The 22,624-nt window shown below is 58.3% G+C and carries 21 protein-coding genes and 3 tRNA genes; all 24 read left to right on the forward strand.

Annotated features, from left to right (window positions below):
* The first annotated feature begins 77 nt into the window (after positions 1 to 77).
* The 24 genes from FMN63_RS24560 (at position 78) to FMN63_RS24675 (ending at position 22,413) form a co-directional block, all read left to right on the forward strand.
* Positions 78 to 153: transfer RNA gene (locus tag FMN63_RS24560), tRNA-Val, on the forward strand.
* Positions 154 to 419: 266 nt separating this feature from the next.
* Positions 420 to 2,078: a Na/Pi cotransporter family protein gene (locus FMN63_RS24565; protein ID WP_148586725.1), complete on the forward strand. Its 1,659-nt coding sequence runs from the start codon at positions 420 to 422 to the stop codon at positions 2,076 to 2,078.
* 286 nt (positions 2,079 to 2,364) lie between these two features.
* A tRNA-Asp gene (locus FMN63_RS24570) sits at positions 2,365 to 2,441 on the forward strand.
* Between the two features lie 54 nt (positions 2,442 to 2,495).
* Positions 2,496 to 2,572, forward strand: a tRNA-Asp gene (locus FMN63_RS24575).
* A 508-nt stretch (positions 2,573 to 3,080) separates the two neighbouring features.
* On the forward strand, positions 3,081 to 3,446 hold the full coding sequence (locus FMN63_RS24580; protein WP_148586726.1) for an NADH-quinone oxidoreductase subunit A: 366 nt from the start codon (positions 3,081 to 3,083) through the stop codon (positions 3,444 to 3,446).
* Complete coding sequence (locus tag FMN63_RS24585; protein WP_148586727.1) at positions 3,437 to 4,015, forward strand: NuoB/complex I 20 kDa subunit family protein; 579 nt, start codon at positions 3,437 to 3,439, stop codon at positions 4,013 to 4,015. The genes FMN63_RS24580 and FMN63_RS24585 overlap by 10 nt, the downstream gene beginning before the upstream one ends.
* A 182-nt stretch (positions 4,016 to 4,197) precedes the next feature.
* On the forward strand, positions 4,198 to 4,803 hold the full coding sequence (locus FMN63_RS24590) for an NADH-quinone oxidoreductase subunit C (protein ID WP_148586728.1): 606 nt from the start codon (positions 4,198 to 4,200) through the stop codon (positions 4,801 to 4,803).
* A 14-nt stretch (positions 4,804 to 4,817) separates the two neighbouring features.
* The gene (locus FMN63_RS24595) at positions 4,818 to 5,261 is read left to right on the forward strand and encodes a GFA family protein (RefSeq protein WP_148586729.1); all 444 of its coding nucleotides are present in this window, start codon (positions 4,818 to 4,820) and stop codon (positions 5,259 to 5,261) included.
* Positions 5,254 to 6,438: an NADH-quinone oxidoreductase subunit D gene (locus tag FMN63_RS24600; RefSeq protein WP_148586730.1), complete on the forward strand. Its 1,185-nt coding sequence runs from the start codon at positions 5,254 to 5,256 to the stop codon at positions 6,436 to 6,438. Before FMN63_RS24595 ends, FMN63_RS24600 begins: the two co-directional genes overlap by 8 nt.
* An 81-nt stretch (positions 6,439 to 6,519) precedes the next feature.
* Positions 6,520 to 7,833: an NADH-quinone oxidoreductase subunit NuoE gene (gene nuoE / locus FMN63_RS24605; protein WP_148586731.1), complete on the forward strand. Its 1,314-nt coding sequence runs from the start codon at positions 6,520 to 6,522 to the stop codon at positions 7,831 to 7,833.
* Between the two features lie 9 nt (positions 7,834 to 7,842).
* The gene (gene nuoF, locus FMN63_RS24610) at positions 7,843 to 9,144 is read left to right on the forward strand and encodes an NADH-quinone oxidoreductase subunit NuoF (RefSeq protein ID WP_148586732.1); all 1,302 of its coding nucleotides are present in this window, start codon (positions 7,843 to 7,845) and stop codon (positions 9,142 to 9,144) included.
* 26 nt (positions 9,145 to 9,170) lie between these two features.
* Entirely contained in the window at positions 9,171 to 11,234 is a 2,064-nt protein-coding gene (gene nuoG / locus FMN63_RS24615; RefSeq protein WP_148586733.1) for an NADH-quinone oxidoreductase subunit NuoG, read from the forward strand.
* Between the two features lie 16 nt (positions 11,235 to 11,250).
* Positions 11,251 to 12,309, forward strand: coding sequence for an NADH-quinone oxidoreductase subunit NuoH (gene nuoH / locus FMN63_RS24620; RefSeq protein WP_148586734.1), 1,059 nt, complete (start codon positions 11,251 to 11,253; stop codon positions 12,307 to 12,309).
* Positions 12,306 to 12,542 (forward strand): hypothetical protein, encoded by a 237-nt coding sequence (locus FMN63_RS24625; protein ID WP_006934710.1) that lies wholly within the window; start codon positions 12,306 to 12,308, stop codon positions 12,540 to 12,542. Before nuoH ends, FMN63_RS24625 begins: the two co-directional genes overlap by 4 nt.
* A 20-nt stretch (positions 12,543 to 12,562) precedes the next feature.
* Positions 12,563 to 13,051, forward strand: a complete 489-nt coding sequence (gene nuoI / locus FMN63_RS24630; RefSeq protein ID WP_148586735.1) for an NADH-quinone oxidoreductase subunit NuoI — start codon at positions 12,563 to 12,565, stop codon at positions 13,049 to 13,051.
* 89 nt (positions 13,052 to 13,140) lie between these two features.
* Entirely contained in the window at positions 13,141 to 13,755 is a 615-nt protein-coding gene (locus FMN63_RS24635; RefSeq protein WP_148587343.1) for an NADH-quinone oxidoreductase subunit J, read from the forward strand.
* Positions 13,756 to 13,852: 97 nt separating this feature from the next.
* Positions 13,853 to 14,161, forward strand: a complete 309-nt coding sequence (nuoK, locus tag FMN63_RS24640) for an NADH-quinone oxidoreductase subunit NuoK (RefSeq protein WP_006934707.1) — start codon at positions 13,853 to 13,855, stop codon at positions 14,159 to 14,161.
* A 6-nt stretch (positions 14,162 to 14,167) separates the two neighbouring features.
* Positions 14,168 to 16,171, forward strand: a complete 2,004-nt coding sequence (gene nuoL / locus FMN63_RS24645; RefSeq protein WP_148586736.1) for an NADH-quinone oxidoreductase subunit L — start codon at positions 14,168 to 14,170, stop codon at positions 16,169 to 16,171.
* On the forward strand, positions 16,171 to 17,697 hold the full coding sequence (locus FMN63_RS24650) for an NADH-quinone oxidoreductase subunit M (RefSeq protein ID WP_148586737.1): 1,527 nt from the start codon (positions 16,171 to 16,173) through the stop codon (positions 17,695 to 17,697). Before nuoL ends, FMN63_RS24650 begins: the two co-directional genes overlap by 1 nt.
* A 22-nt stretch (positions 17,698 to 17,719) precedes the next feature.
* On the forward strand, positions 17,720 to 19,159 hold the full coding sequence (gene nuoN / locus FMN63_RS24655) for an NADH-quinone oxidoreductase subunit NuoN (protein ID WP_148586738.1): 1,440 nt from the start codon (positions 17,720 to 17,722) through the stop codon (positions 19,157 to 19,159).
* 11 nt (positions 19,160 to 19,170) lie between these two features.
* Positions 19,171 to 19,941 (forward strand): biotin--[acetyl-CoA-carboxylase] ligase, encoded by a 771-nt coding sequence (locus FMN63_RS24660; protein WP_148586739.1) that lies wholly within the window; start codon positions 19,171 to 19,173, stop codon positions 19,939 to 19,941.
* Positions 19,942 to 19,983: 42 nt separating this feature from the next.
* Positions 19,984 to 21,669 carry a ribonuclease J gene (locus tag FMN63_RS24665; protein ID WP_148586740.1) on the forward strand — a complete coding sequence of 562 codons (1,686 nt, stop codon included), beginning with the start codon at positions 19,984 to 19,986 and terminating at the stop codon, positions 21,667 to 21,669.
* 45 nt (positions 21,670 to 21,714) lie between these two features.
* Complete coding sequence (gene mce / locus FMN63_RS24670) at positions 21,715 to 22,119, forward strand: methylmalonyl-CoA epimerase (protein WP_148586741.1); 405 nt, start codon at positions 21,715 to 21,717, stop codon at positions 22,117 to 22,119.
* 3 nt (positions 22,120 to 22,122) lie between these two features.
* Positions 22,123 to 22,413: a DUF1467 family protein gene (locus FMN63_RS24675; protein ID WP_148586742.1), complete on the forward strand. Its 291-nt coding sequence runs from the start codon at positions 22,123 to 22,125 to the stop codon at positions 22,411 to 22,413.
* Positions 22,414 to 22,624: the final 211 nt, after the last annotated feature.

A 22,624-nucleotide genomic window follows, 5' to 3' on the forward strand; every position in this document is an offset into this window, starting at 1 on the left:
GGCATGGAAGTAGAAATCTGAGATTTTGCTCTTGCCAAGCAGCTGGCGAGCCCCTAAAAGGCGTCTCACCTCGTTGAGGGCGATTAGCTCAGTTGGTAGAGCGCTTCGTTTACACCGAAGATGTCGGGAGTTCGAGTCTCTCATCGCCCACCATTCCCCCTCGTAAAATCCGCCAATTGAACCCACGGTGTCTGTGCATCGGGGGCTATTTGCATTGTTTGCTGTCGTTAGGCTCCGCCAAGCGACCGGCTGGCGGAGACGGTCAAACTCACATTGTCTCCCGGGTTCCTGCGCTCGGTTGCGCTTTTGTGCTGTGTTGATTTCGTTTTGCCTTCGATTGGTGAGTTTTCTTTTTCCTTTTTGTCCGATAAACTTCTTCGGCTAAATAAAAAACTGTTTGAAGGTAGCTACTTGGCGCGATGGGGATCCTAGTTTTCATCAAGATGTTCGGGGCGGTCATGCTGCTCCTGTACGCGGTTCGGATGGTGCGAACGGGGTTTGAAAGAGCTGCCGGGCCCTCGCTCAGGCGTGCCATTGGCAAGGCGTCTGCCGGGCCGGTTGCCGGCGCCTTGTCGGGAACAGCTGTTGCCATCTTGCTGCAAAGCGCAACAGCGGTTGCGATTCTGGCGGCAGGATTTGCGACATCCGGTTTTATTACCACCGCTGCCGGATTGGCGGTGCTGTTGGGGGCCGATCTCGGCTCGGCGCTTGTCGTACAGTTCCTGGTCTTCGATCTCAGTTGGCTGGTGCCTCTCTTGTTGGGAGGTGGCGCCTGGCTGTTCCTGAAGCTCGACGCGCGGTCTGCAAAGCAGATCGGACGCATTCTTTTGGGAATTGCCTTTATTCTGATTGCGCTGCAAATGATCGGCGAGGCGACAACGCCTTTGAAGGAAGCGCGATTCATGCCGCAGTTTGCAGGCTACCTTGCGCAGGACACGCCGACGGCAATGGCCGTTGGCGCTCTGCTGGCGTTTCTGGTGCATTCCAGCGTGGCAGCTGTTCTGATGATCGCTGCCCTGGTGCAGAAGACAGGTCTGCCGCACGAGGCCGCCATTCCGCTTGTTCTGGGGGCAAACATCGGTGCCGGTATCGTCGCGCTCTGGCTGACGCGCGGCATGGACCGCAAGGCCAAGCTTCTGCCACTCGGAAATTTTGTGTTCAGATCCACCGGTGCTGTGCTGGTGATGCTGGCGCTAGAAGTTCACGATTTGCCGCTGGCAGCGCTCAGCACGGATCCGGCACAGCAGATTGTTGCCGTTCATGTCCTCTTCAATCTTCTTCTCGTTCTTGTCTGTCTGCCACTGACGAAGCCGGTGGCCTGGCTGGTCGAGCGCCTGGTGCCTGACACTCAGGAAGCAGAGGAGAGGGACCGGCTGATGCCGCAAAGCGCGCTCGACAAACAACTGATCGGCAATCCCAGGCTCGCCCTTGCCAGCGCTACACGCGAGTTGCTGCGCATGGGAGAGCTGGTCGAGGTGATGGCCAGACCGGTTCTCATGATGCTGGAGAAGGGCAGTGAGCCGGAAATCAGGCGCCTGCAGCAGTTGGACAATCAGGTCAACGCGATCCACTCCTCGGTCAAACTCTATATCGCGGAGGTAAACCGAGGAGAGCTGACTGGAGAACAGGCCGAACGCAGCATGGAACTGGTCGGTTTCGCGGTCAATCTGGAGAGGGCAGGTGACCTGGTGGCAAAGAACCTTCTCGAACTTGCGCTTGAACTGCAGAAAAACAAGATCAGCTTTTCGCAGGAAGGGCTGAAGGAGCTGACCTGGATGCACGACCGCGTTCTGGCAAATATGGAGTTGGCCCTCAATGTGCTGGTCTCCGCCGATGTCGCTTCCGCGCGTGAGCTGATTGCAGAAAAAGACAAGATGCGCACGCTGGAGAGGGAAAGCCATAACCGGCATCTTGAGCGATTGAAGTCCAAGACGGTTGAGAGCATGGAATCGAGCAACGCCCATCTGGAGGTGATGCGCAGTCTCAAGGAAATCAATTCTTTGTTCGCTGCCGCGGCCGTTCCAATTCTCGCCAAGGAAGGCCTGCTGCGCGACACGCGGCTGGTGCCTGCGGAATAATAATGCCCGGCCAGCTTGCTGGAGCCGCGCAAACCTGAGTCACCTTGTGTGCCGGCGAAACGGTCTTGCTTGAAGCCAACAGAAAATGGCCGCTCAAGGCACAGACAATTCCGTTACGAAACAGGAAGTTATCCACATTGAATGGCAAAGCAGCCTTGGGGAAAATCTGCGATTGGGCGCGGCTTTGTCAAAAAACGGCAATTCGGATGGAATAGGGTGCTTGACTTCCCAAACCAGCCGCCGTACATCAGCGCCACTTCAGGGCGACAACGCGTTGCCTGACGAAGCGGGTGTAGCTCAGTTGGTTAGAGTGCCGGCCTGTCACGCCGGAGGTCGCGGGTTCGAGCCCCGTCACTCGCGCCACTTCCCATCAATGTACTTTGGTGCAACGGGAAATGGCGCAGATACCGTGAATGTGCGGGTGTAGCTCAGTTGGTTAGAGTGCCGGCCTGTCACGCCGGAGGTCGCGGGTTCGAGCCCCGTCACTCGCGCCACTCACGGTTTCTCTTCTTCACCAGATAAATCTGCCGAAATGGTTACGCCGCGCTTGAAGCGGTTGTCTTGTTGCGTCGGTCGTCGCCCCCCTTGGCATCGACGGTAATATGACTATCATGCGTTCAATGCAGGTGCGGCGCAGTTCATTCAAATTTCAGCTCTTTTGGTGTTTGAATGTCGCAGTTCGCGATTCTGCGCGCGGGTTGAATACGAACGCAGGTGCGGCATATTTCCTGAAGGGTTGTGCAAAGTTTTTGCCCACCTGCAAACTGGCTGAAATTAAGGATTTGTCGGGGGTAGGTGCGAAGTAGGTGCAAACATGGCAAGAGTTTGACCGCATGTGGGTCTTGCGTTGCACCAAGTCGTAAGCTAAGCGTGCGATCGCATGTTGGTTTCATTATGCCGACGGGCACTGCGTGACCTGCCGGTATAATGAGGCAACGGGGCGCGCAGCCCCGGCACCGGATCGCCTCCCGATCCGCCTCCATATGCAAGGACGCGAAAGACATGGAAGAACTCTTGCGGGAATATGTCCCGATCGTCGTGTTCATCGGCATTGCGCTGGTGATCGGCCTTGCGCTGCTTATTTCGCCGTTCATCCTGGCTTACAGGAATCCGGATCCGGAAAAGCTGTCGGCCTATGAGTGCGGTTTCAACGCCTTCGACGATGCGCGCATGAAATTCGACGTGCGCTTTTATCTGGTCTCGATCCTATTCATCATCTTCGACCTTGAAGTCGCGTTCCTGTTCCCCTGGGCAACTGTTTTCGGTGACCTTGGCTGGTTCGGCTTCTGGTCCATGATGGTCTTTCTCGGTGTCCTGACCGTCGGCTTCATCTACGAATGGAAAAAGGGAGCGCTGGAATGGGATTGACCACGACCAAGCCGCTCGTCGCGCCGCAGCCGCAGGGTGTTATCGACCCGAACACGGGCAAGCCTGTCGGCGCGGATGACGCATTCTTCATGGAAGTCAACAACGAGTTGGCCGACAAGGGTTTCCTCGTCACCTCCACCGACAACCTCATCCAGTGGGCCCGCACCGGCTCTTTGATGTGGATGACGTTCGGTCTGGCGTGCTGCGCCGTGGAAATGATGCAGATGTCCATGCCGCGCTACGATGCCGAGCGCTTCGGTTTCGCGCCGCGCGCTTCTCCACGCCAGTCCGATGTCATGATCGTTGCCGGAACGCTGACCAACAAGATGGCGCCGGCGCTGCGCAAGGTCTACGACCAGATGCCTGAGCCGCGCTATGTCATCTCCATGGGCTCCTGTGCCAATGGTGGCGGTTACTACCACTATTCCTATTCTGTGGTGCGTGGATGTGACCGGGTCGTGCCGGTCGATATCTACGTGCCGGGCTGTCCTCCGACAGCCGAGGCGCTGCTCTACGGCGTGTTGATGCTTCAAAAGAAGATCCGCCGTACGGGCACGATCGAGCGATAAGGATCTGCCGCCGGAGAGGCGGCGGATTTTTGAGGAAATGGGCGCATGGCGCCCGTAAAACTGACTGACCGGGCCGCGTCCTGTGGGGCGCACTGAAGACCCGGCAAACTGGATCGATCTGCAGTTGGCACGTAACCGGAACCGGTTAGCCGCCTGTTGATCCACGAGTGAGGTCGAACACGATGGACGAGACGTTGAAGGAACTCGCTGAGCATATCGAGCTCGGTCTGGGTGAGTCCCTTGTGTCCTGGAAGGTCGAATACGGTGAGCTGACGCTGACCGTAAACGCGACCGATATTCTCGATGCGATCCGCTTTCTGCGCGACAACAGTTCGTGCAAGTTTGTCAATCTGACGGACATTTGCGGTGTGGACTATCCGTCGCGCGAAAAGCGCTTCGACGTTGTCTATCACTTCCTGTCTCCTGTTCAGAACCAGCGCATCCGCGTGAAGGTGGCCACCGACGAGAATACGCCGGTCGCATCCCTGACACCGCTGTTTCCTGGTGCTGAATGGTTCGAGCGGGAAGCCTACGACATGTATGGCATTCTGTTTTCCGGCCATCCGGATCTTCGCCGTATCCTGACCGACTACGGTTTCGACGGCCATCCGCTGCGCAAGGACTTTCCGGTTACGGGCTTTGTGGAAGTTCGCTACGACGACGAGAAGAAACGCGTTGTCTACGAACCGGTACGCCTGAATCAGGAAATGCGCTCCTTCGACTTCCTCTCGCCCTGGGAAGGCACGGACTACGTGCTGCCTGGTGACGAGAAGGCAACGACGAACTGAGGGGCGGAGCAGGAATGAGCGAACGACTTTCAGGTGGTTGTCTTTGCGGCGAAGTGCGGTTTACCGCAACGCCCGTTGACGGCGAAATGGGGGTCTGCCACTGCGCCATGTGCCGCCGCTGGACCGGTGGTACCTACATGGCCGTCAGCTGCGGATCGATGGACAGTCTTGATGTTGAAGGTGAGGATGCGCTCGGCGTGTATAAGTCTTCCGACTACGGCGAACGGGTTTTCTGCAGCAAATGCGGTTCCTCACTGATGTGGCGCATGGCCGATGGCTCGCATGTGAACGTTTCCGCGCAAGCCTTTGACGACCCTTCCGTGTTCAAGTTCATGTCCGAAATTTTCGTTGACGAACAGCCGGAAAACTACGCTTTCGCTAATGAAACCCGCAGAATGACCGGTCCCGAAGTCATCGCCTATTTCACGCAAAAAATGCAGGAACCTCAAAATGGCTGAGGCTCAGGTTCGTAATTTCAACATCAACTTCGGTCCGCAGCACCCGGCGGCGCACGGTGTGCTGCGCCTCGTGTTGGAACTCGACGGCGAAGTGGTAACGCGTGTGGATCCGCACATCGGTCTCCTGCACCGTGGAACCGAAAAGCTGATCGAGCAGAAGACGTATCTGCAGGCCGTTCCTTATTTCGATCGCCTCGACTATGTGGCGCCGATGAACCAGGAACATGCGTTTGCCCTCGCTGTTGAGCGCATGCTCGGTGTTGAGGTTCCCAAACGCGGCCAGTTGATCCGCGTCCTTTACTCGGAAATCGGCCGTCTGTTGTCGCACCTTCTGAACGTGACGACCCAGGCCATGGACGTCGGCGCCCTGACGCCACCGCTTTGGGGCTTTGAGCCCCGCGAAGAGCTGATGGTGTTCTACGAGCGAGCCTGCGGTGCGCGTATGCACGCCGCTTACGTCCGTCCGGGCGGGGTTCACCAGGATCTGTCGCGCGAGTTGCTCGACGATATCTGGGACTTCTGCGATCCGTTCCTGCAGACGCTCGACGATATCGAGGGGCTTCTGACCGACAACCGTATTTTCAAGCAGCGTAACGTTGACATCGGCGTTGTCGATCTGGATGACGCCTGGGCTTGGGGCTTCTCCGGTGTGATGGTTCGCGGTTCCGGTGCACCTTGGGATCTGCGCAAGTCGCAACCTTATGAATGCTATTCCGAACTTGATTTCGATATCCCGATCGGCAAGAACGGTGATTGCTATGACCGCTACCTGATCCGCATGGAAGAAATGCGCCAGTCAGTCCGGATCATGAAGCAGTGTCTTGAAAAGCTGACCGTCGAAACCGGTCCGATTTCCTCTATCGACGGCAAGATCGTGCCGCCGAAGCGTGGTGAGATGAAGCGTTCCATGGAAGCGCTTATTCACCACTTCAAGCTTTACACCGAAGGCTATCACGTGCCCGAGGGCGAAGTTTACGCCGCCGTCGAGGCACCGAAGGGTGAATTCGGCGTCTACGTGGTCGCGGACGGTACCAACAAGCCGTACCGTTGCAAGATCAAGGCTCCGGGTTACAGCCACCTACAGGCCATGGACTTCCTGTGCCGCGGGCACATGCTTGCCGACGTTTCGGCAGTGCTGGGGTCGATGGACATCGTGTTCGGTGAGGTCGACCGCTGATGCGGGCGGCTCACAACCAATTTTCGATCCTGGCAGCCGCCCGTCCGGCTCCGGTCATTATGACAGAACGGGGATAACACCATGGCAGTTCGTCGACTTGCCGCGGAACAACCAGAAAGCTTCGCGTTCACCGAGAAGAACCTCGAGTGGGCGAAGAAGCTGATCGACCGTTATCCGGAAGGCCGTCAGGCCTCCGCGGTCATTCCGCTTTTGTGGCGTGCGCAGGAACAGAACGATGGCTGGGTGAGTGAGCCGGCGATCCGCTATATAGCGGAGCTGCTGGACATGCCGAAGATCCGCGTTCTGGAAGTGGCAACGTTCTATACCATGTTCCAGTTGCAGCCGGTCGGAAAGAAGGCGCACATCCAGGTTTGCGGTACGACGCCCTGTCAGCTGCGCGGTTCCGAAGACCTGATCAAGATCTGCAAAAGCCGCATTGCCAAGCACATGCATGAAATTTCCGAGGACGGCATGTTCTCCTGGGAAGAAGTCGAGTGCCTGGGAGCCTGCGTGAATGCGCCGATGGTGCAGATCTTCAAGGATACCTATGAAGACCTCACGCCGGATAGCTTCAACGAACTGATCGATGATATTGCCGCCGGCAAGGAAGTGACTCCGGGCCCGCAAAACGGTCGCCGGTTTGCCATGGCCGAAGGCGGTCAAACGAGCCTGACCGAGATCGATGACGATACAAAGGGTGTTCTGCCTGTCCCGCATCTGGTCGATGGATCTGAAGTAGCCTCTCATGCCTTTGCCGGTCCTTCGATCAACGCAGGCGGCAACGATTATGATGGTGTGCCGACGCCGGCTGAAGACGCGGTCGCTCGTGTGAGAGCTGCTCATGCAGCCAAATCCGAGCAGAAGACCGAAGAACCTGTTGGCAAAGTTGCCGCTCCGGAGAAAGCAAAGCCTGCAGCGCCCAAAAAGGCGCAGTCTGGCGGGGGCGACGCCGCAACGTCTCCTTCCACACCCAAGGCACGCAGCGAGAACAAGGGTCGTCCCGATTCAAACGACCGGACAGAAGTCGAGGTTGCTCGCACCGCTGATGCCAGTGATGACGAGACCTCCGCAGCGGACAAGGGCGGTAAGGTCGAGAAAGAGCCTGAGCTGCTGAAGTCAGCGCGTGACGGCAAGGCAGACGACCTCAAGAAACTCAAGGGCGTCGGACCCAAGCTGGAAGAAACGCTCAACGAACTCGGGTTCTACCATTTCGACCAGGTCGCAAACTGGGGTCCTCAGGAGATTGCCTGGGTCGATAGCCGGTTGAAGTTCAAGGGCCGGATCGAGCGTGATGGCTGGGTCGAACAGGCAAAGATCCTCGCTTCCGGCGAGGAAACGGAATTTTCCAAGCGCGTGGAAGCCGGTGAAGTGGCCTCCTCCAAGAGCGAAGACTAGGGGGAAGAGATGCTGAAGGATCAGGATCGGATCTTCACCAATATCTACGGTCTCCACGACTGGGGCCTGGAAGGCGCCAAGAAGCGCGGACAGTGGGACGATACCAAGGGCCTCATCGACAAGGGGCGCGACTGGATCATTCAGGAAATGAAGGATTCGGGTCTGCGTGGCCGTGGCGGTGCGGGCTTCCCGACTGGCTTGAAATGGTCGTTCATGCCGAAAGAGTCCGATGGCCGTCCGGCATATCTCGTCGTCAACGCCGACGAGTCCGAGCCAGGCACCTGCAAGGACCGCGAAATTCTGCGGCACGATCCGCACACGCTGGTCGAAGGTTGCCTCGTCGCCGGTTATGCGATGGGTGCCATTGCTGCCTATATCTACGTACGCGGCGAGTTCATTCGTGAGCGCGAACGCCTTCAGGCAGCTATCGACCAGGCGTATGATGCCGGTCTGATCGGCAAGAACAACAAGAACGGCTACGACTTCGACATTTATGTCCACCACGGTGCAGGCGCCTACATCTGCGGCGAGGAAACTGCGCTGCTGGAGAGCCTGGAAGGCAAGAAGGGCCAACCGCGCCTGAAGCCGCCATTCCCGGCCAACGTCGGCCTCTATGGTTGCCCGACCACGGTGAACAACGTGGAATCGATCGCTGTTGCTCCGACCATCCTGCGCCGCGGTGCTGCATGGTTCTCGGCGCTCGGCCGTCCGAACAACACAGGTACCAAGCTTTTCTGCGTTTCCGGTCACGTCAACCAGCCGTCGACCTTCGAGGAAGAGCTGGGCGTTCCGTTTGCCGAGATGATCGACAAGCATTGCGGTGGCATCCGGGGCGGTTGGGACAATCTGCTTGCCGTTATTCCGGGCGGTTCATCTGTTCCGTGTCTGACGTCGGAGCAGATCAAGGACGCGCCGATGGACTTCGACACGTTGCGCGGCCTTGGCTCCGGCCTGGGCACGGCGGCCGTGATCGTGATGGACAAGTCGACGGACATCATCAAGGCCATTGCCCGCCTGTCCTACTTCTACAAACACGAAAGCTGCGGCCAGTGCACGCCGTGCCGTGAAGGCACGGGCTGGATGTGGCGTGTGATGGAACGCATGGTCAAGGGTGAGTCCTCCTATGAGGAAATCGACATGCTGTTCAAGGTGACCAAGCAGGTCGAAGGCCACACGATTTGCGCACTCGGGGACGCGGCCGCCTGGCCGATCCAGGGTTTGATCAAGAATTTCCGGCCTGTTATCGAGCAACGCATCGATGACTATGTCGCCAAGTCGAAGTCTTCTTCGACCATGGTGGCGGCTGAGTAAGCGGAACGGGATTTGGAGAGCAACGGATGACGAAGCTCATCATCGACGGCAAGGAAGTGGAAGTCCCGGCGGATTACACGCTGCTTCAGGCCTGTGAAGAGGCGGGCGCCGAGGTTCCGCGCTTCTGTTACCATGACCGGCTGTCGATTGCCGGCAACTGCCGCATGTGCCTGGTGGAAGTGAAGGGTGGACCGCCCAAGCCGACCGCCTCCTGCGCCATGGGTGTGAAGGACCTGCGTCCGGGACCCAACGGCGAGCCGCCGGTGGTCGAGACCAAGTCCGAAATGGTCAAGAAGGCCCGCGAAGGGGTGATGGAGTTCCTGCTCATCAACCACCCGCTGGATTGCCCGATCTGTGACCAGGGCGGCGAGTGTGACCTGCAGGACCAGGCGATGGCCTATGGCGTCGACGGATCCAGGTTCCACGAGAACAAGCGCGCCGTCGAGAACAAGGAAATCGGTCCGCTGATCAAGACGATCATGACCCGCTGCATCCACTGCACACGTTGCGTCCGTTTCACGACGGAAGTGTGCGGTGTCACCGATATGGGCCTGATCGGCCGCGGCGAAGATGCGGAAATCACCACCTATCTCGAGGCGGCTCTGTCGTCCGAAATGCAGGGTAACGTCGCAGACCTTTGCCCGGTTGGTGCCTTGACGCACAAGCCTTATGAGTTTCACGCCCGTCCTTGGGAATTGACCAAGACCGAAAGCATCGACGTGATGGACGCGGTTGGCTCTGCGATCCGTGTCGACACGCGCGGCAAGGAAGTCATGCGGGTGATGCCACGCCTCAACGAAGAGGTGAACGAGGAGTGGATCTCCGACAAGTCCCGTTACATCTGGGACGGTCTGAAGACCCAGCGCCTCGACCGGCCTTATGCCAAGAAGGACGGCAAGCTGCAGCCTGTGTCCTGGGGCGAAGCGTTCCAGATCATCGCCGACAAGGTGAAGGCCACGAGCGCTGACAAAGTCGGTGCTCTGGCCGGCCAGATGGCAGGCGTTGAGGACATGTTTGCGCTGAAGACCCTGATGGAAAAGCTTGGTGTTGCCAACATCGACAGCCGCTTCCCGGGATCTCCGCTGCATCCGAAAAATGGCCGTGCAAGCTATCTCTTCAACAGCACCATCCAGGGCATTGAAGACGCTGACGCGATCATGCTGATTGGCACCAACCCGCGCCAGGAAGCACCGGTTCTGAACGCCCGTATCCGCAAACGCTGGGTCCGGGGCGACGTGACCATCGGCCTGATCGGCGAAAATGCAGACCTGACCTATCCGGTGACCTATCTGGGGGCCGGTCCGGACAGCCTGAAGCAATTCGTGAAGCACGCTCCGGCAAAGTCCGAGCGTCCGATGTTCATCATCGGCCAGGGTGCGCTGAACCGTCCGGACGGGGCTGAAATCCTGGCAACGCTTGCCGAGGCTGCCAAGTCTCTGGGTGTCGTGAAAGACGGCTGGAACGGTTTCAACATCCTGCACACCGAAGCTTCGCAGGTCGGCGCGCTCGATCTCGGTTTCGTACCGGGCGAGGGTGGCAAGGACACCGGCGCAATGCTCGAGCCGGGCGCACTGGATGTGCTGTTCCTGCTCGGCGTCGATGAAGTTGAAGTTCCGGAAGGGGCTTTCGTTGTCTACCAGGGGACGCATGGCGACCGCGGTGCACATCGTGCCGACGTGATTCTGCCAGGTGCCGCCTACACGGAAAAATCCGCGATCTACGTCAACACCGAAGGCCGCGTTCAGATGGCTGACCGGGCTGCGTTCCCTCCGGGCGATGCCCGCGAGGACTGGGCAATCCTGCGGGCATTGTCTGCGGTTCTTGGTCAGACGCTGGAGTTCAACTCTCTTGCCGAATTGCGTGCCAAGCTGTTTGAAGCTGTGCCGCACATGACGGGCATCGATGCGATCGAGGCCGGTGATGCTGGCGATATCGAAAAGCTCGGTAACGCCAAGGCCAATATGGATAGCGCGGGCTTCGCCAATGTGATCCGCGACTTTTACCTGACCAACCCGATCGCTCGCGCGTCGAAGACGATGGCCGAGTGTTCGGCGCTCGCCAAAACGCGAGCGGCAGAAGCAGCAGAATAAGGGGTAGGGGACCGATATGTCTGAGTTCATGACGACCTACGGTTGGCCGTTCCTCTGGATGGCGTTCCAGAGCATTCTGCTGATGGTCGTGCTTCTGGTGATTGTCGCCTATGTGCTTTACGCAGACCGCAAGATCTGGGCTGCCGTCCAGATCCGCCGTGGTCCGAACGTGGTTGGCCCATGGGGCTTGCTGCAGAGTTTCGCCGACCTCTTGAAGTTCGTTCTGAAAGAGCCGGTGATCCCGTCCGGTTCCAACAAGGTGCTGTTCCTGCTGGCGCCACTGGTGTCCGTGCTTCTGGCTCTTGCAGCCTGGGCTGTTATCCCGGTGGCGGACGGTTGGGTGATCGCCAACATCAACCTCGGCGTTCTCTTTGTCTTCGCGGTGTCATCGCTGGAAGTCTACGGTGTCATTATCGGTGGTTGGGCATCCAACTCCAAGTACCCGTTCCTGTCGGCGCTGCGTTCCGCCGCGCAGATGGTTTCCTATGAAGTTTCCATCGGGTTCGTCATCGTAACCGTGCTTCTGTGCGCCGGAACGTTGAACCTGTCCGGGATCGTACACGCTCAGCAAACCGGTCTTGCCAACATGCTCGGCGTGCCGTGGCTGTCGTTTCTGAACTGGTACTGGTTGCCGCTGTTCCCGATGTTCGTGGTGTTCTTCATCTCCGCGCTGGCTGAAACCAACCGTCCGCCATTTGATCTTGCGGAAGCGGAATCGGAACTGGTTGCCGGCTTCATGGTGGAATACGGCTCGACCCCGTACATGATGTTCATGCTCGGAGAATATGTCGCCATCTGCCTGATGTGCGCCCTGATGAGCATCTTCTTCATGGGGGGATGGCTGCCGCCGTTCGACTTCGCACCCTTCACCTGGGTTCCGGGCATCGTCTGGTTCCTTCTGAAGTGTCTCCTTGGCTTCTTCATGTTCGCCATGGTGAAGGCGATGGTCCCGCGCTACCGCTATGACCAACTGATGCGCCTGGGCTGGAAAGTGTTCCTGCCGCTGTCGCTTGCCATGGTCGTGGTCGTTGCCGCAGTCTTGATGATCATGGGCTGGGCACCGGGCTCAGCGTGACCATCTCGCTCGCCGGTGCGATCGGCGCCGCCGTCGGACTTTATGTCGGCTGGCTCGATTGGAAGATCCTGAAGGGTATGCTTCAGGCGGCTGAGACGAAGAACAGACAAGCTGGCGGCGACGGTGGTGTCGCAGCCAGACACAAGGCGCTCCTGGGCGCACTGGTTTTTGGAGTTCCGGTGTTCGGTTTCCCGATCATCGGCTATTGGGCCGCCAGTCAACTGGCTGGTTGAGGAAAGAGAGGCTAAAAGCGATGGGACTTAGTCAAGCCGTCAAATCGCTGTTTCTGCAGGAGTTCGTGTCTGCCTTCGTTCTGGCGATGCGCTACTTCTTCAAGCCGAAACCAACGGTCAATTATCCGTTTGAAAAGGGCCCGGTGAGCCCGCGTTTCCGTGGGGAACATGCTCTGCGCCGTTATCCGAACGGCGAAGAGCGCTGCATCGCCTGCAAACTGTGCGAAGCGATTTGCCCGGCACAGGCGATCACCATCGAGGCCGGTCCGCGCCGCAACGATGGCACGCGCCGCACCACGCGTTACGACATCGACATGGTCAAGTGCATCTATTGCGGCTTCTGTCAGGAAGCCTGCCCGGTGGATGCGATCGTCGAGGGCCCCAATTTCGAATTCGCTGCGGAAACCCGTGAAGAGCTTTACTACGACAAGGAAAAGCTGCTTGCGAACGGCGACCGTTGGGAACGCGAAATTGCCCGCAACATTGAAATGGATGCTCCTTACCGTTAGGAGCATACACACCAATGGATTCTAGCCCGGCAATCCGGTCGGGCACAGCACTTCCGGCCGCAAGGCCACACGACAGGCAGGTCTTCGAAATGATCCTGAAAGCCCTCTTTTTCTACCTGTTTGCCGGCGTCACACTGGCGTCAGCATTCATGGTGATCGCGTCGCGCAATCCGGTGACGTCGGTTCTGTTCCTGATCCTGGCGTTTGTGAATTCCGCAGGTCTTTTCATTCTGCTGGGTGCCGAATACCTGGCCCTTCTGCTGGTGGTCGTCTATGTCGGCGCGGTAGCGGTGCTGTTCCTGTTCGTCGTCATGATGCTGGATGTGGACTTTGTCGAATTACGACAGGGCTTCCTGCAGTATCTGCCTATCGGCACTCTGGTCGGTGTGATTCTGCTGGTCGAGCTGCTGATGGGCCTCGGTGCCTGGGTCATCGCACCGGGCGTTCTCGGCCATGGGGCCGAACCAATGCCCGCGCTGAGCGAGGTGAGCAACATCCAGGCAATCGGATCGGTGCTCTACACCAAGTACATCTACTTCTTCCAGGTCGCTGGCCTGGTTCTTCTGGTGGCCATGATCGGGGCAATTGTCCTGACCCTGCGCCACAAGCCAAATGTCAAACGTCAAAGCATTCCGGACCAGGTTGCGCGCAATCGCGAAACCTCTATCGAGGTCCGCAAGGTGGAAACGGGCAAGGGTATCTGACGCAACCACGTTGCGTTTTCGAGAAAGTCCGGGAACCGGCACGCTCCTCCGTGCTGTTTCCGGTTTGGGTAAACGAGGGGAGCACGGCGAGGCGCCCATGGAAATCGGTCTGTCGCACTATCTGTCGGTCGCGGCGATCCTGTTCACAATCGGGATCTTCGGGATCTTCCTGAACAGGAAAAACGTGATTGTTATCTTGATGTCTATCGAATTGCTTTTGCTGTCGGTGAACATCAACTTTGTCGCCTTCTCGTCGTTCCTCGGCGACATGATGGGCCAGATCTTCACCATGCTGGTTCTTACCGTGGCTGCCGCAGAGGCCGCCATCGGCCTTGCGATCCTGGTGGTCTTCCACCGGAACCGCGGCTCCATCGCCGTGGAAGACGTCAACGTGATGAAAGGGTAGGAGCTGATGTATTCCGCAATCCTGTTCCTGCCGCTGATCGGCTTCCTGATCGCCGGTCTTTTTGGCCGCGCTATCGGAGCCAAGGCCAGTGAATATATTACCAGTGGTCTGCTGATTGTTGCAGCACTGCTGTCCTGGATCACCTTCTTCGGGTTCTGGCTCGGCGGCTCCGAATTGCAGGTCGTTGATCTGTTCCGCTGGATCAATGCCGGTGACCTGAAGGTATCCTGGTCCATCCGGGTCGATACATTGACTGCCGTGATGCTGATCGTGGTGACCACGGTCTCCGCGGTGGTGCACGTCTATTCGATTGGCTATATGCATCACGACCCGCATCGGCCGCGTTTCTTTGCCTATCTGTCGCTGTTTACGTTCGCGATGCTGTCGCTGGTAACAGCCGATAACCTGCTGCAGATGTTCTTCGGCTGGGAAGGTGTGGGCCTTGCCTCATACCTCCTGATCGGCTTCTGGTACCAGAAGCCATCTGCAAACGCGGCCGCGATGAAGGCATTTGTCGTCAACCGCGTTGGTGACTTCGGATTTGCGCTCGGCATTTTCGGCGTTTTCTACCTGTTCCAGAGCATCGATTTCACGACCATCTTCAACGATGCGCCGTCCTTCATTCAGGAGCACGGCGAGGTGATGACGTTCCTCGGTTATCATCTTGATCCGCATGCCGCGATGACGGTCGTCTGCCTGCTGCTCTTCATGGGCGCCATGGGCAAGTCGGCTCAGTTCCTGCTGCACACCTGGCTGCCGGACGCCATGGAAGGCCCGACGCCGGTGTCGGCGCTTATCCACGCGGCAACCATGGTGACTGCGGGTGTCTTCATGGTGGCGCGCCTGTCGCCGTTGATGGAACTCTCTCACACAGCGCTGACAGTGATCGTGTTCTTCGGTGCAACGACGGCCTTCTTCGCCGCGACCATCGGTCTGGTGCAGAACGACATCAAGCGCGTGATTGCCTATTCGACCTGTTCTCAGCTCGGCTACATGTTCGTCGCGCTTGGGGTAGGGGCTTACTCAATCGGTATCTTCCACCTGTTCACGCACGCCTTCTTCAAGGCACTCCTGTTCCTATGCGCCGGTTCGGTCATTCACTCCGTTTCCGACGAGCAGGACATGCGCAAGATGGGCGGGTTGCGGAAGCATATTCCGATTACCTACTGGACGATGATGATCGGCACGCTCGCTCTGACGGGTGTCGGTATTCCGTTCACCCATATCGGTTTCGCAGGCTTCATTTCCAAGGATGCGATCATCGAGGCGGCCTTTGCAGGCTCCACGGGCGAACACGCCAATCCGATGGCGCTTTACGGCTTCTGGATGACCGTGATCGCTGCTGCACTGACGTCGTTCTACTCCTGGCGTTTGACCTTCATGACCTTCCACGGCAAGCCGCGTGCTTCTGTCGATGTCATGAAACACGTGCATGAATCGCCGCTGGTGATGACCGTGCCGCTGTTCATCCTGTCCATCGGCGCCGCACTTGCCGGCATGGTCTTCTACGGTTCGTTCTATGGCGAGGGCTATGCGGAGTTCTGGAAGGGCGCGCTGTTCACAGGTGAAACCAACCACGTGTTGCATGCCATGCATGACGTACCCGGCTGGGTGACGGTCTCGCCGTTCGTGATGATGGTTCTGGGCTTCCTGGTTGCCTACCAGTTCTATGTCCGCTCTCCGGAGATGCCGAAGCAGCTGGCGGAGCGCCATTCCGGCCTCTATCAGTTCCTGCTCAACAAGTGGTACTTCGACGAGCTCTATAACTTCATCTTTGTCCGTCCTGCCATGTGGCTCGGCCGGGTCCTCTGGAAGAAGGGCGATGGAACCGTGATCGACGGTTACGGCCCGAACGGTGTTGCCGCCCGTGTCCAGAACCTGACCGACTGGGTCGTCAGACTGCAGACCGGATATCTCTATCACTATGCATTTGCGATGCTGATCGGTGTGGCTGCGCTTATCACCTGGTCGATGTTCACCGGTGCGGGCACCGGCGGGGGTGCACACTAATGATTGACTGGCCAATTCTGTCACTCACGACGTTCTTGCCGCTGCTGGGCGTGCTCTTCATTCTCCTGGTTCCGGGAAATGACGAGGGCAGCAAGAAGAACATCCGTATGGTCGCTCTGGTGACCACCTCGGTGACCTTTCTTCTGTCACTGTTCATCTGGGGCAATTTTGACTACGAGAACTCCGGTTTCCAGTTCCTGGAGCACCGCGAATGGCTGGGTAGCAACATCAGCTACCGCATGGGCGTTGACGGTATTTCCGTCCTCTTCGTGATCCTGACCACCTTCCTGATGCCGTTCTGCATCCTGGCCTCCTGGGACAGCGTACAGAAGCGGGTAAAGGAATACATGATCGCGTTCCTCGTTCTGGAAACGCTGATGATCGGCGTCTTCTGCGCGATGGATCTGGTCGTGTTCTACGTCTTCTTCGAAGCCGGCCTTATTCCGATGTTCCTGATCATCGGTGTGTGGGGCGGTCCACGCAGAGTCTACGCGTCCTACAAGTTCTTCCTCTATACGCTGCTCGGCTCCGTTCTGATGCTGATCGCCATCATGGCAATGTACTGGAACGCCGGCACCACCAACATTGAAGAGTTGCTGGTGCATCAGTTCCCGGGTGGAATGCAGACTTGGCTCTGGCTGGCTTTCTTCGCGAGCTTTGCCGTGAAGATGCCGATGTGGCCGGTGCATACCTGGTTGCCGGACGCGCACGTGGAAGCGCCGACTGCCGGGTCCGTCATTCTGGCGGGCGTGCTTCTGAAGCTTGGCGGTTACGGCTTGCTGCGCTTCTCGCTGCCGATGTTCCCGCTTGCCTCCGACATGTTTGCGCCCTTCGTGTTCACCCTGTCTGTGGTGGCTATCATCTACACGTCTCTCGTGGCACTCGCCCAGGAGGACATCAAGAAACTGATCGCCTATTCATCGGTTGCTCACATGGGCTACGTCACCATGGGCATCTTCACGATGACAGAGCAGGGCGTGCAGGGTGGTATCTTCCAGATGCTTTCCCACGGCATTGTCTCCGGTGCGCTGTTCCTTTGTGTGGGCGTCATCTATGACCGGATGCACACGCGTGACATCACGGCCTATGGCGGTCTGGTGAACCGGATGCCCAAGTATGCGGTCGCGTTCCTGATCTTCACCATGGCCAACGTCGGTCTTCCGGGAACATCCGGATTCGTTGGTGAAATCCTGACGCTGATGGGGGCGTTCCAGGTCAATACCTGGGTGGCGTTCTTTGCGACCACGGGTGTTATCCTGTCTGCCGCCTATGCGCTTTTCCTGTACCGCCGTGTCGTTTTCGGCGCGCTGGAAAAGGAAAGCCTCAAGTCGATCCTCGACCTCAACCTGCGGGAAAAGGTCATCCTGGTTCCCATGATCATCCTGACCATCTTCTTCGGGTTCTATCCGATGGCGATCCTGGATGTGACACAGGGGGCAGTCGACAATCTCATCAATCAATACACCGCGGCGCTCGACGCGGCTGGCATAGTCCAGCACGCAGCATCCGCCGCCGTGGCCCACTAGGTTTCGAGGACGAGACAGAGCTATGTCTGAATTGACCCTATTGCCAGATCTCAAGCCGGTTCTGCCGGAGATCATCCTGGCCCTCGGAGCCATGGTGCTGCTGATGATCGGCGCCTTTGGCGGCAAGCGTGTCAGCTACGCCGTCTTCGGCGGAGCAATGGGCCTGCTCGGCGGCACCTTCCTGGTGCTTCTGTTCGTGCCGGCCTATGGTGAAACCTTCGGCGGTTCCTTCATCCTGGACGATTTCGCCTACCTGCTCAAATTGCTAGTGCTGGCGGGTTCGTTCTTTGCCATCGCCATGTCCTGGGCCTATGCCAAGAGCCAGTCCTTCGACCATTTCGAATATCCGATCCTGATCGTTCTGGCGACGCTCGGCATGATGCTGATGTTGTCGGCCAACGACATGATCGCGCTTTATCTCGGTCTGGAGCTGCAGAGTCTCGCACTCTACGTCGTTGCCGCCATCAACCGTGACAGCGTTCGCTCGACGGAAGCCGGTCTGAAGTATTTCGTGCTCGGCGCGTTGTCCTCTGGCATGCTGCTCTACGGCATGTCACTGGTCTATGGCTTTACCGGTCAGATCGCTTTCGATGGCATTGCAGAAGCGTTGGCGCACGACGGCGCGTCTATCGGTCTCGTGATTGGTCTGACGTTCATTCTTGCCGGTATTGCCTTCAAGATTTCCGTGGTGCCGTTCCACATGTGGACGCCGGATGTCTATGAAGGTGCGCCAACTCCAGTCACTGCCTTCCTGGCGGCTGCGCCCAAAGTCGCTGCGATGGGCATGCTGGTCCGCATCGTGATCGAGGGCTTCCAGCCGGTTACGAGTGACTGGCAGCAGATCATCGTGTTCGTGTCGATTGCGTCCATGGTGCTTGGTGCTTTTGCTGCTATTGGGCAGCACAACCTGAAGCGACTGATGGCCTATTCGTCCATTGGTCACATGGGTTACGCGCTGGTCGGCCTGGCCGCCGGCACCCAGACGGGTGTAGAAGGCGTGATCTTCTACATGATCGCCTATATGGGCATGACGCTTGGCGTCTTTGCCTGCATCCTGTCCATGCGCCGCAAGGATGGCATGGTCGAAGAGATCAACGATCTGGCCGGCCTGTCTCAGACCAATCTGCCGATGGCTATTCTGCTGGGCCTCTTGATGTTCTCGCTCGCCGGTATCCCACCGTTGGTCGGTTTCTTTGGCAAGTGGTATGTCTTCAGCGCGGCAGTCGAGGCGGGGCTGTTCCCGCTGGCCATTATCGGTGTGGTCGCGTCTGTTGTCGGGGCCTATTATTACCTGCGTATCGTCAAGGTGATGTTCTTCGATGAACCGGCTGAAGCCTTCGAGGCCATGCCGATGGAGCTTCGCGTTGTTCTTGGTCTGTCGAGCCTGTTCGTGATCTTCTTCTGGCTGGCACCAGGGCAGATCGTCGGCGCGGCAAGCACTGCTGCGCAGTCGCTCTTCTGACCGACCTTATGATGCTGAATGGATCTGAACGTCCGGCGCCCGGTGCGCCGGACTTTCGCGTTGTGGAACTCGAAACTGTGGGTTCCACTAATTCGCTCTGTTTTGACCGTGCCCGGCAAGGCGACGCCGGGAGATTGTGGATCCGGGCAGAAGAACAGACCTCCGGGCGTGGCCGAAGGGGACGTGACTGGTCCTCACCGAAGGGCAATCTGTTCGCAAGTTTGCTTTTGATCGACCCCAAACCGGCCGAACGGATTGGCGAATTGCCGCTTGCTGCCGCTGTTGCGCTTGCTGAAGCCGTTGACAAAGCTGCCGGTACACTGCAACTGGTAAGTCTGAAGTGGCCGAACGATCTGCTTGTTGAGGAGGCGAAGCTGTCCGGCATACTGCTGGAGGCTGAAACACTGGCGGATGGACGCCAGGCGGTTGTCCTCGGTTTCGGTGTGAATTGTGTTTCCCACCCGCCGTTGTCTCTGTACCAGGCGACAGATCTGAGGAGCCTGGGCTATCAGGTTACAGCTCAGCGGCTGCTCGACTGTCTGGCAGAGACGGTTGCGGACAATCTGTCCCGCTGGCAGCAACCAGATGGGTTCAATGAAATTCGCCTTGCCTGGCTGAAACGGGCGGCGCATCTGGGCAAGACCATAACGGTTCGAACCGCCCAGGAAGAAATTACCGGCACTTTTGCCGATCTGGACGCACGCGGATACCTGGTCTTGAAGCAGGACGGTGGCGGCGAGCGTACGATTTATGCGGGTGATGTGTTTCTGCCTGGTGCCTGAGCGCCGGGCCGTTGCCCGATCTGACGTTTAAAGGAGTAATTCATGGCTTCGGCCAAGAACAAGAACAACAACAACGATATCGTGTTTCTGCCATTGGGCGGGGTTGGCGAAATCGGCATGAACCTCGGTCTGTACGGCTACGGGCCGGAGGACGACCGGACATGGCTCATCGTCGATTGCGGCGTGAGTTTTGCCGGACCGGAGCTCCCGGGTATCGATGTGGTCGTCCCGGATATCAAGTTTCTGGAAGATGAAGTCGACAATATCGCCGGCATGGTGATCACCCATGCGCATGAGGACCATTACGGTGGCATCCTGCACCTTTGGCCTTACCTGAAGGTGCCGGTCTATGCGACGGCCTTCACTGCCGGGCTGCTCGCCGCCAAGACGGAAAGCGAGCCGGGTGCTGAAGAAGTGCCGGTGACGGTTGTCAAGCAGGGGGAGCGCCACAAGATCGGTCCATTCGATGTCGAATTTGTAGCGATGGCGCACTCCATTCCCGAGCCTTGTGCTCTGGCGATCCGTACACCGGCCGGAATGGTGCTGCATACCGGCGACTGGAAGATTGACCGCACGCCTGGCGTCGGGCTTCCGATCGATCTCGATCGGCTTGCAGAGCTTGGGCGGGAAGGCGTGATGGCGCTTGTCTGCGACAGCACCAATGCTATCCGCGAAGGGGTCAGCCCGAGCGAGGCCGATGTTTCCGTCGAGCTGAAGAAAGTGATGGCCAAGGCCAGCAAGCGCATTGCCGTCACCACATTTGCGTCCAACGTGGCGCGTATTCGCGCCATCGCGGAAGCAGCTGCTGCCAACGACCGCGACATGGTGATTGTCGGCCGCTCGATGCATCGGGTGATCGAGGTTGCCGGCGAGCTGGGATATCTGGATGGGCTGAAGTCGTTCCACGATGAAGAGGCTTACGGCTATCTGCCCCGCGAAAAGACGGTGCTCCTGTGCACTGGCTCCCAGGGGGAGGCGCGTGCCGCACTTGCCAGGATCGCGGCCGGAGAGCACCGTAATATCGCGTTGTCAAAGGGCGATATGGTCATCTTTTCCTCGCGCACGATTCCCGGCAACGAGAAAGCCGTTGCTGAGGTGCTGAACAATCTTGCTGACAAGGATGTCAACATTGTCACCGACCGCGACGCGCTCGTGCATGTGTCCGGTCACCCACGCAGAGGCGAACTCGAGCAGCTTTACAAGTTGCTCCAGCCGAAAGTCGTGCTTCCCGTTCATGGTGAACCGTTGCATCTTGCGGCCCACGCTGCGCTTGCAAAGGACCTTGGTGTGCCTGAAGTGGTGCGCGGCAAGAACGGGGACATCATCCGTCTGAGCGCGGGCCGTGCCGCAATCATCGATGAGGCTCCTTCGGGCATTCTGGTGAAAGACGGCGACATCCTGGACGATCCGGAAGTCACCGGCGTAAGAGAACGGCGTAAACTGTCGTTCGCAGGCGCTGCCGTGATTGCACTGGTGGTCAACCGGGCAGGGGATCTTCTGGACGACCCCAACGTGGCGCTTCTGGGCTTGCCGGACACCGATGATGAAGGTGATCCGATGGAGGATATCGTCATCAAGGCCGTAAGGGGGGCTGTCACCAGCATCCCGAAGGGTCGGCGCAAGGACAAGGATCTGGTTGCTGAGGCCGCGCGCCGTGCAGCTCGATCCGAGATCCAGAAGGTCTGGGGCAAAAAGACGCTCTGCAAGGTGATGGTGACCCAACTATAGTCATCTCGGCGGCCCGGGTGGCCGCCGACAGCGGAGGTTTGTCAAATGATCGGACGGCTCAATCATGTCGCCATTGCGGTTTCGGATATCGAATCGGCAACGGCAGTTTACCGGGATACGCTCGGGGCTGAGGTTTCAGCCAAGGAAGAGCAACCGGATCACGGCGTCAGCACGGTGTTTATCCACCTGCCGAACACCAAGATCGAGCTGCTCGAACCGCTCGGAGAGAATTCTCCCATTGCGAAGTTTCTGGAAAAGAACCCCTCCGGCGGCATTCATCACGTCTGCTACGAGGTTGATGACATCATTGCCGCCCGCGACAAGCTGCTGGCAGATGGTGCCAGGGTGCTTGGCGATGGTGAACCGAAGATCGGTGCGCACGGAAAGCCTGTTCTGTTTCTCCATCCCAAGGACTTTCTCGGCACCTTGACCGAACTGGAAGAGGCTTAATTCATGTCGATCCCGTTTGGCATGGCCATCTATTTCATACTCTGGTGGATTTTCCTGTTCGCCATGCTGCCCTTCGGGTTGCACCGGACGCAGGAGGAAGCAGGCGAGATTGTTCCTGGCTCCGAGCCAAGCGCTCCGGAGCGTCCCAATTTCAGTCGGGTCATCATCCTGACCACCGTCGTGACGACGGTGGTCTTTGTCGGGTATCTCGGTTTGCGCAGTTCAGGATTTGGGCTCGACGATATCCCGTTCCTGAACCCGCCCGCAGGCAGCTATAGCCACCCGTCCGACTGACGAGGCGCTGTCGGGATGTCTCGAACCGGGCTCTATGAGTATCGAAGTTCAGAGCAAAGAAAACCGGCAGCGTAGCTGCAAAGAAAAAAGGCAGAGCCAAGCTCTGCCTTTGAAAAGTTCCGCGTCTAAATTCGACCCTGTACCCTTACCATCCGGTATTCCCGTATGGCTGGGCGGCTGCAACCCAGAAGGTGCGCCTAAGGGTCCTTCC

The organism is Stappia sp. BW2 (genome assembly GCF_008107695.1).
In the GTDB taxonomy this organism is placed as follows: domain Bacteria; phylum Pseudomonadota; class Alphaproteobacteria; order Rhizobiales; family Stappiaceae; genus Roseibium.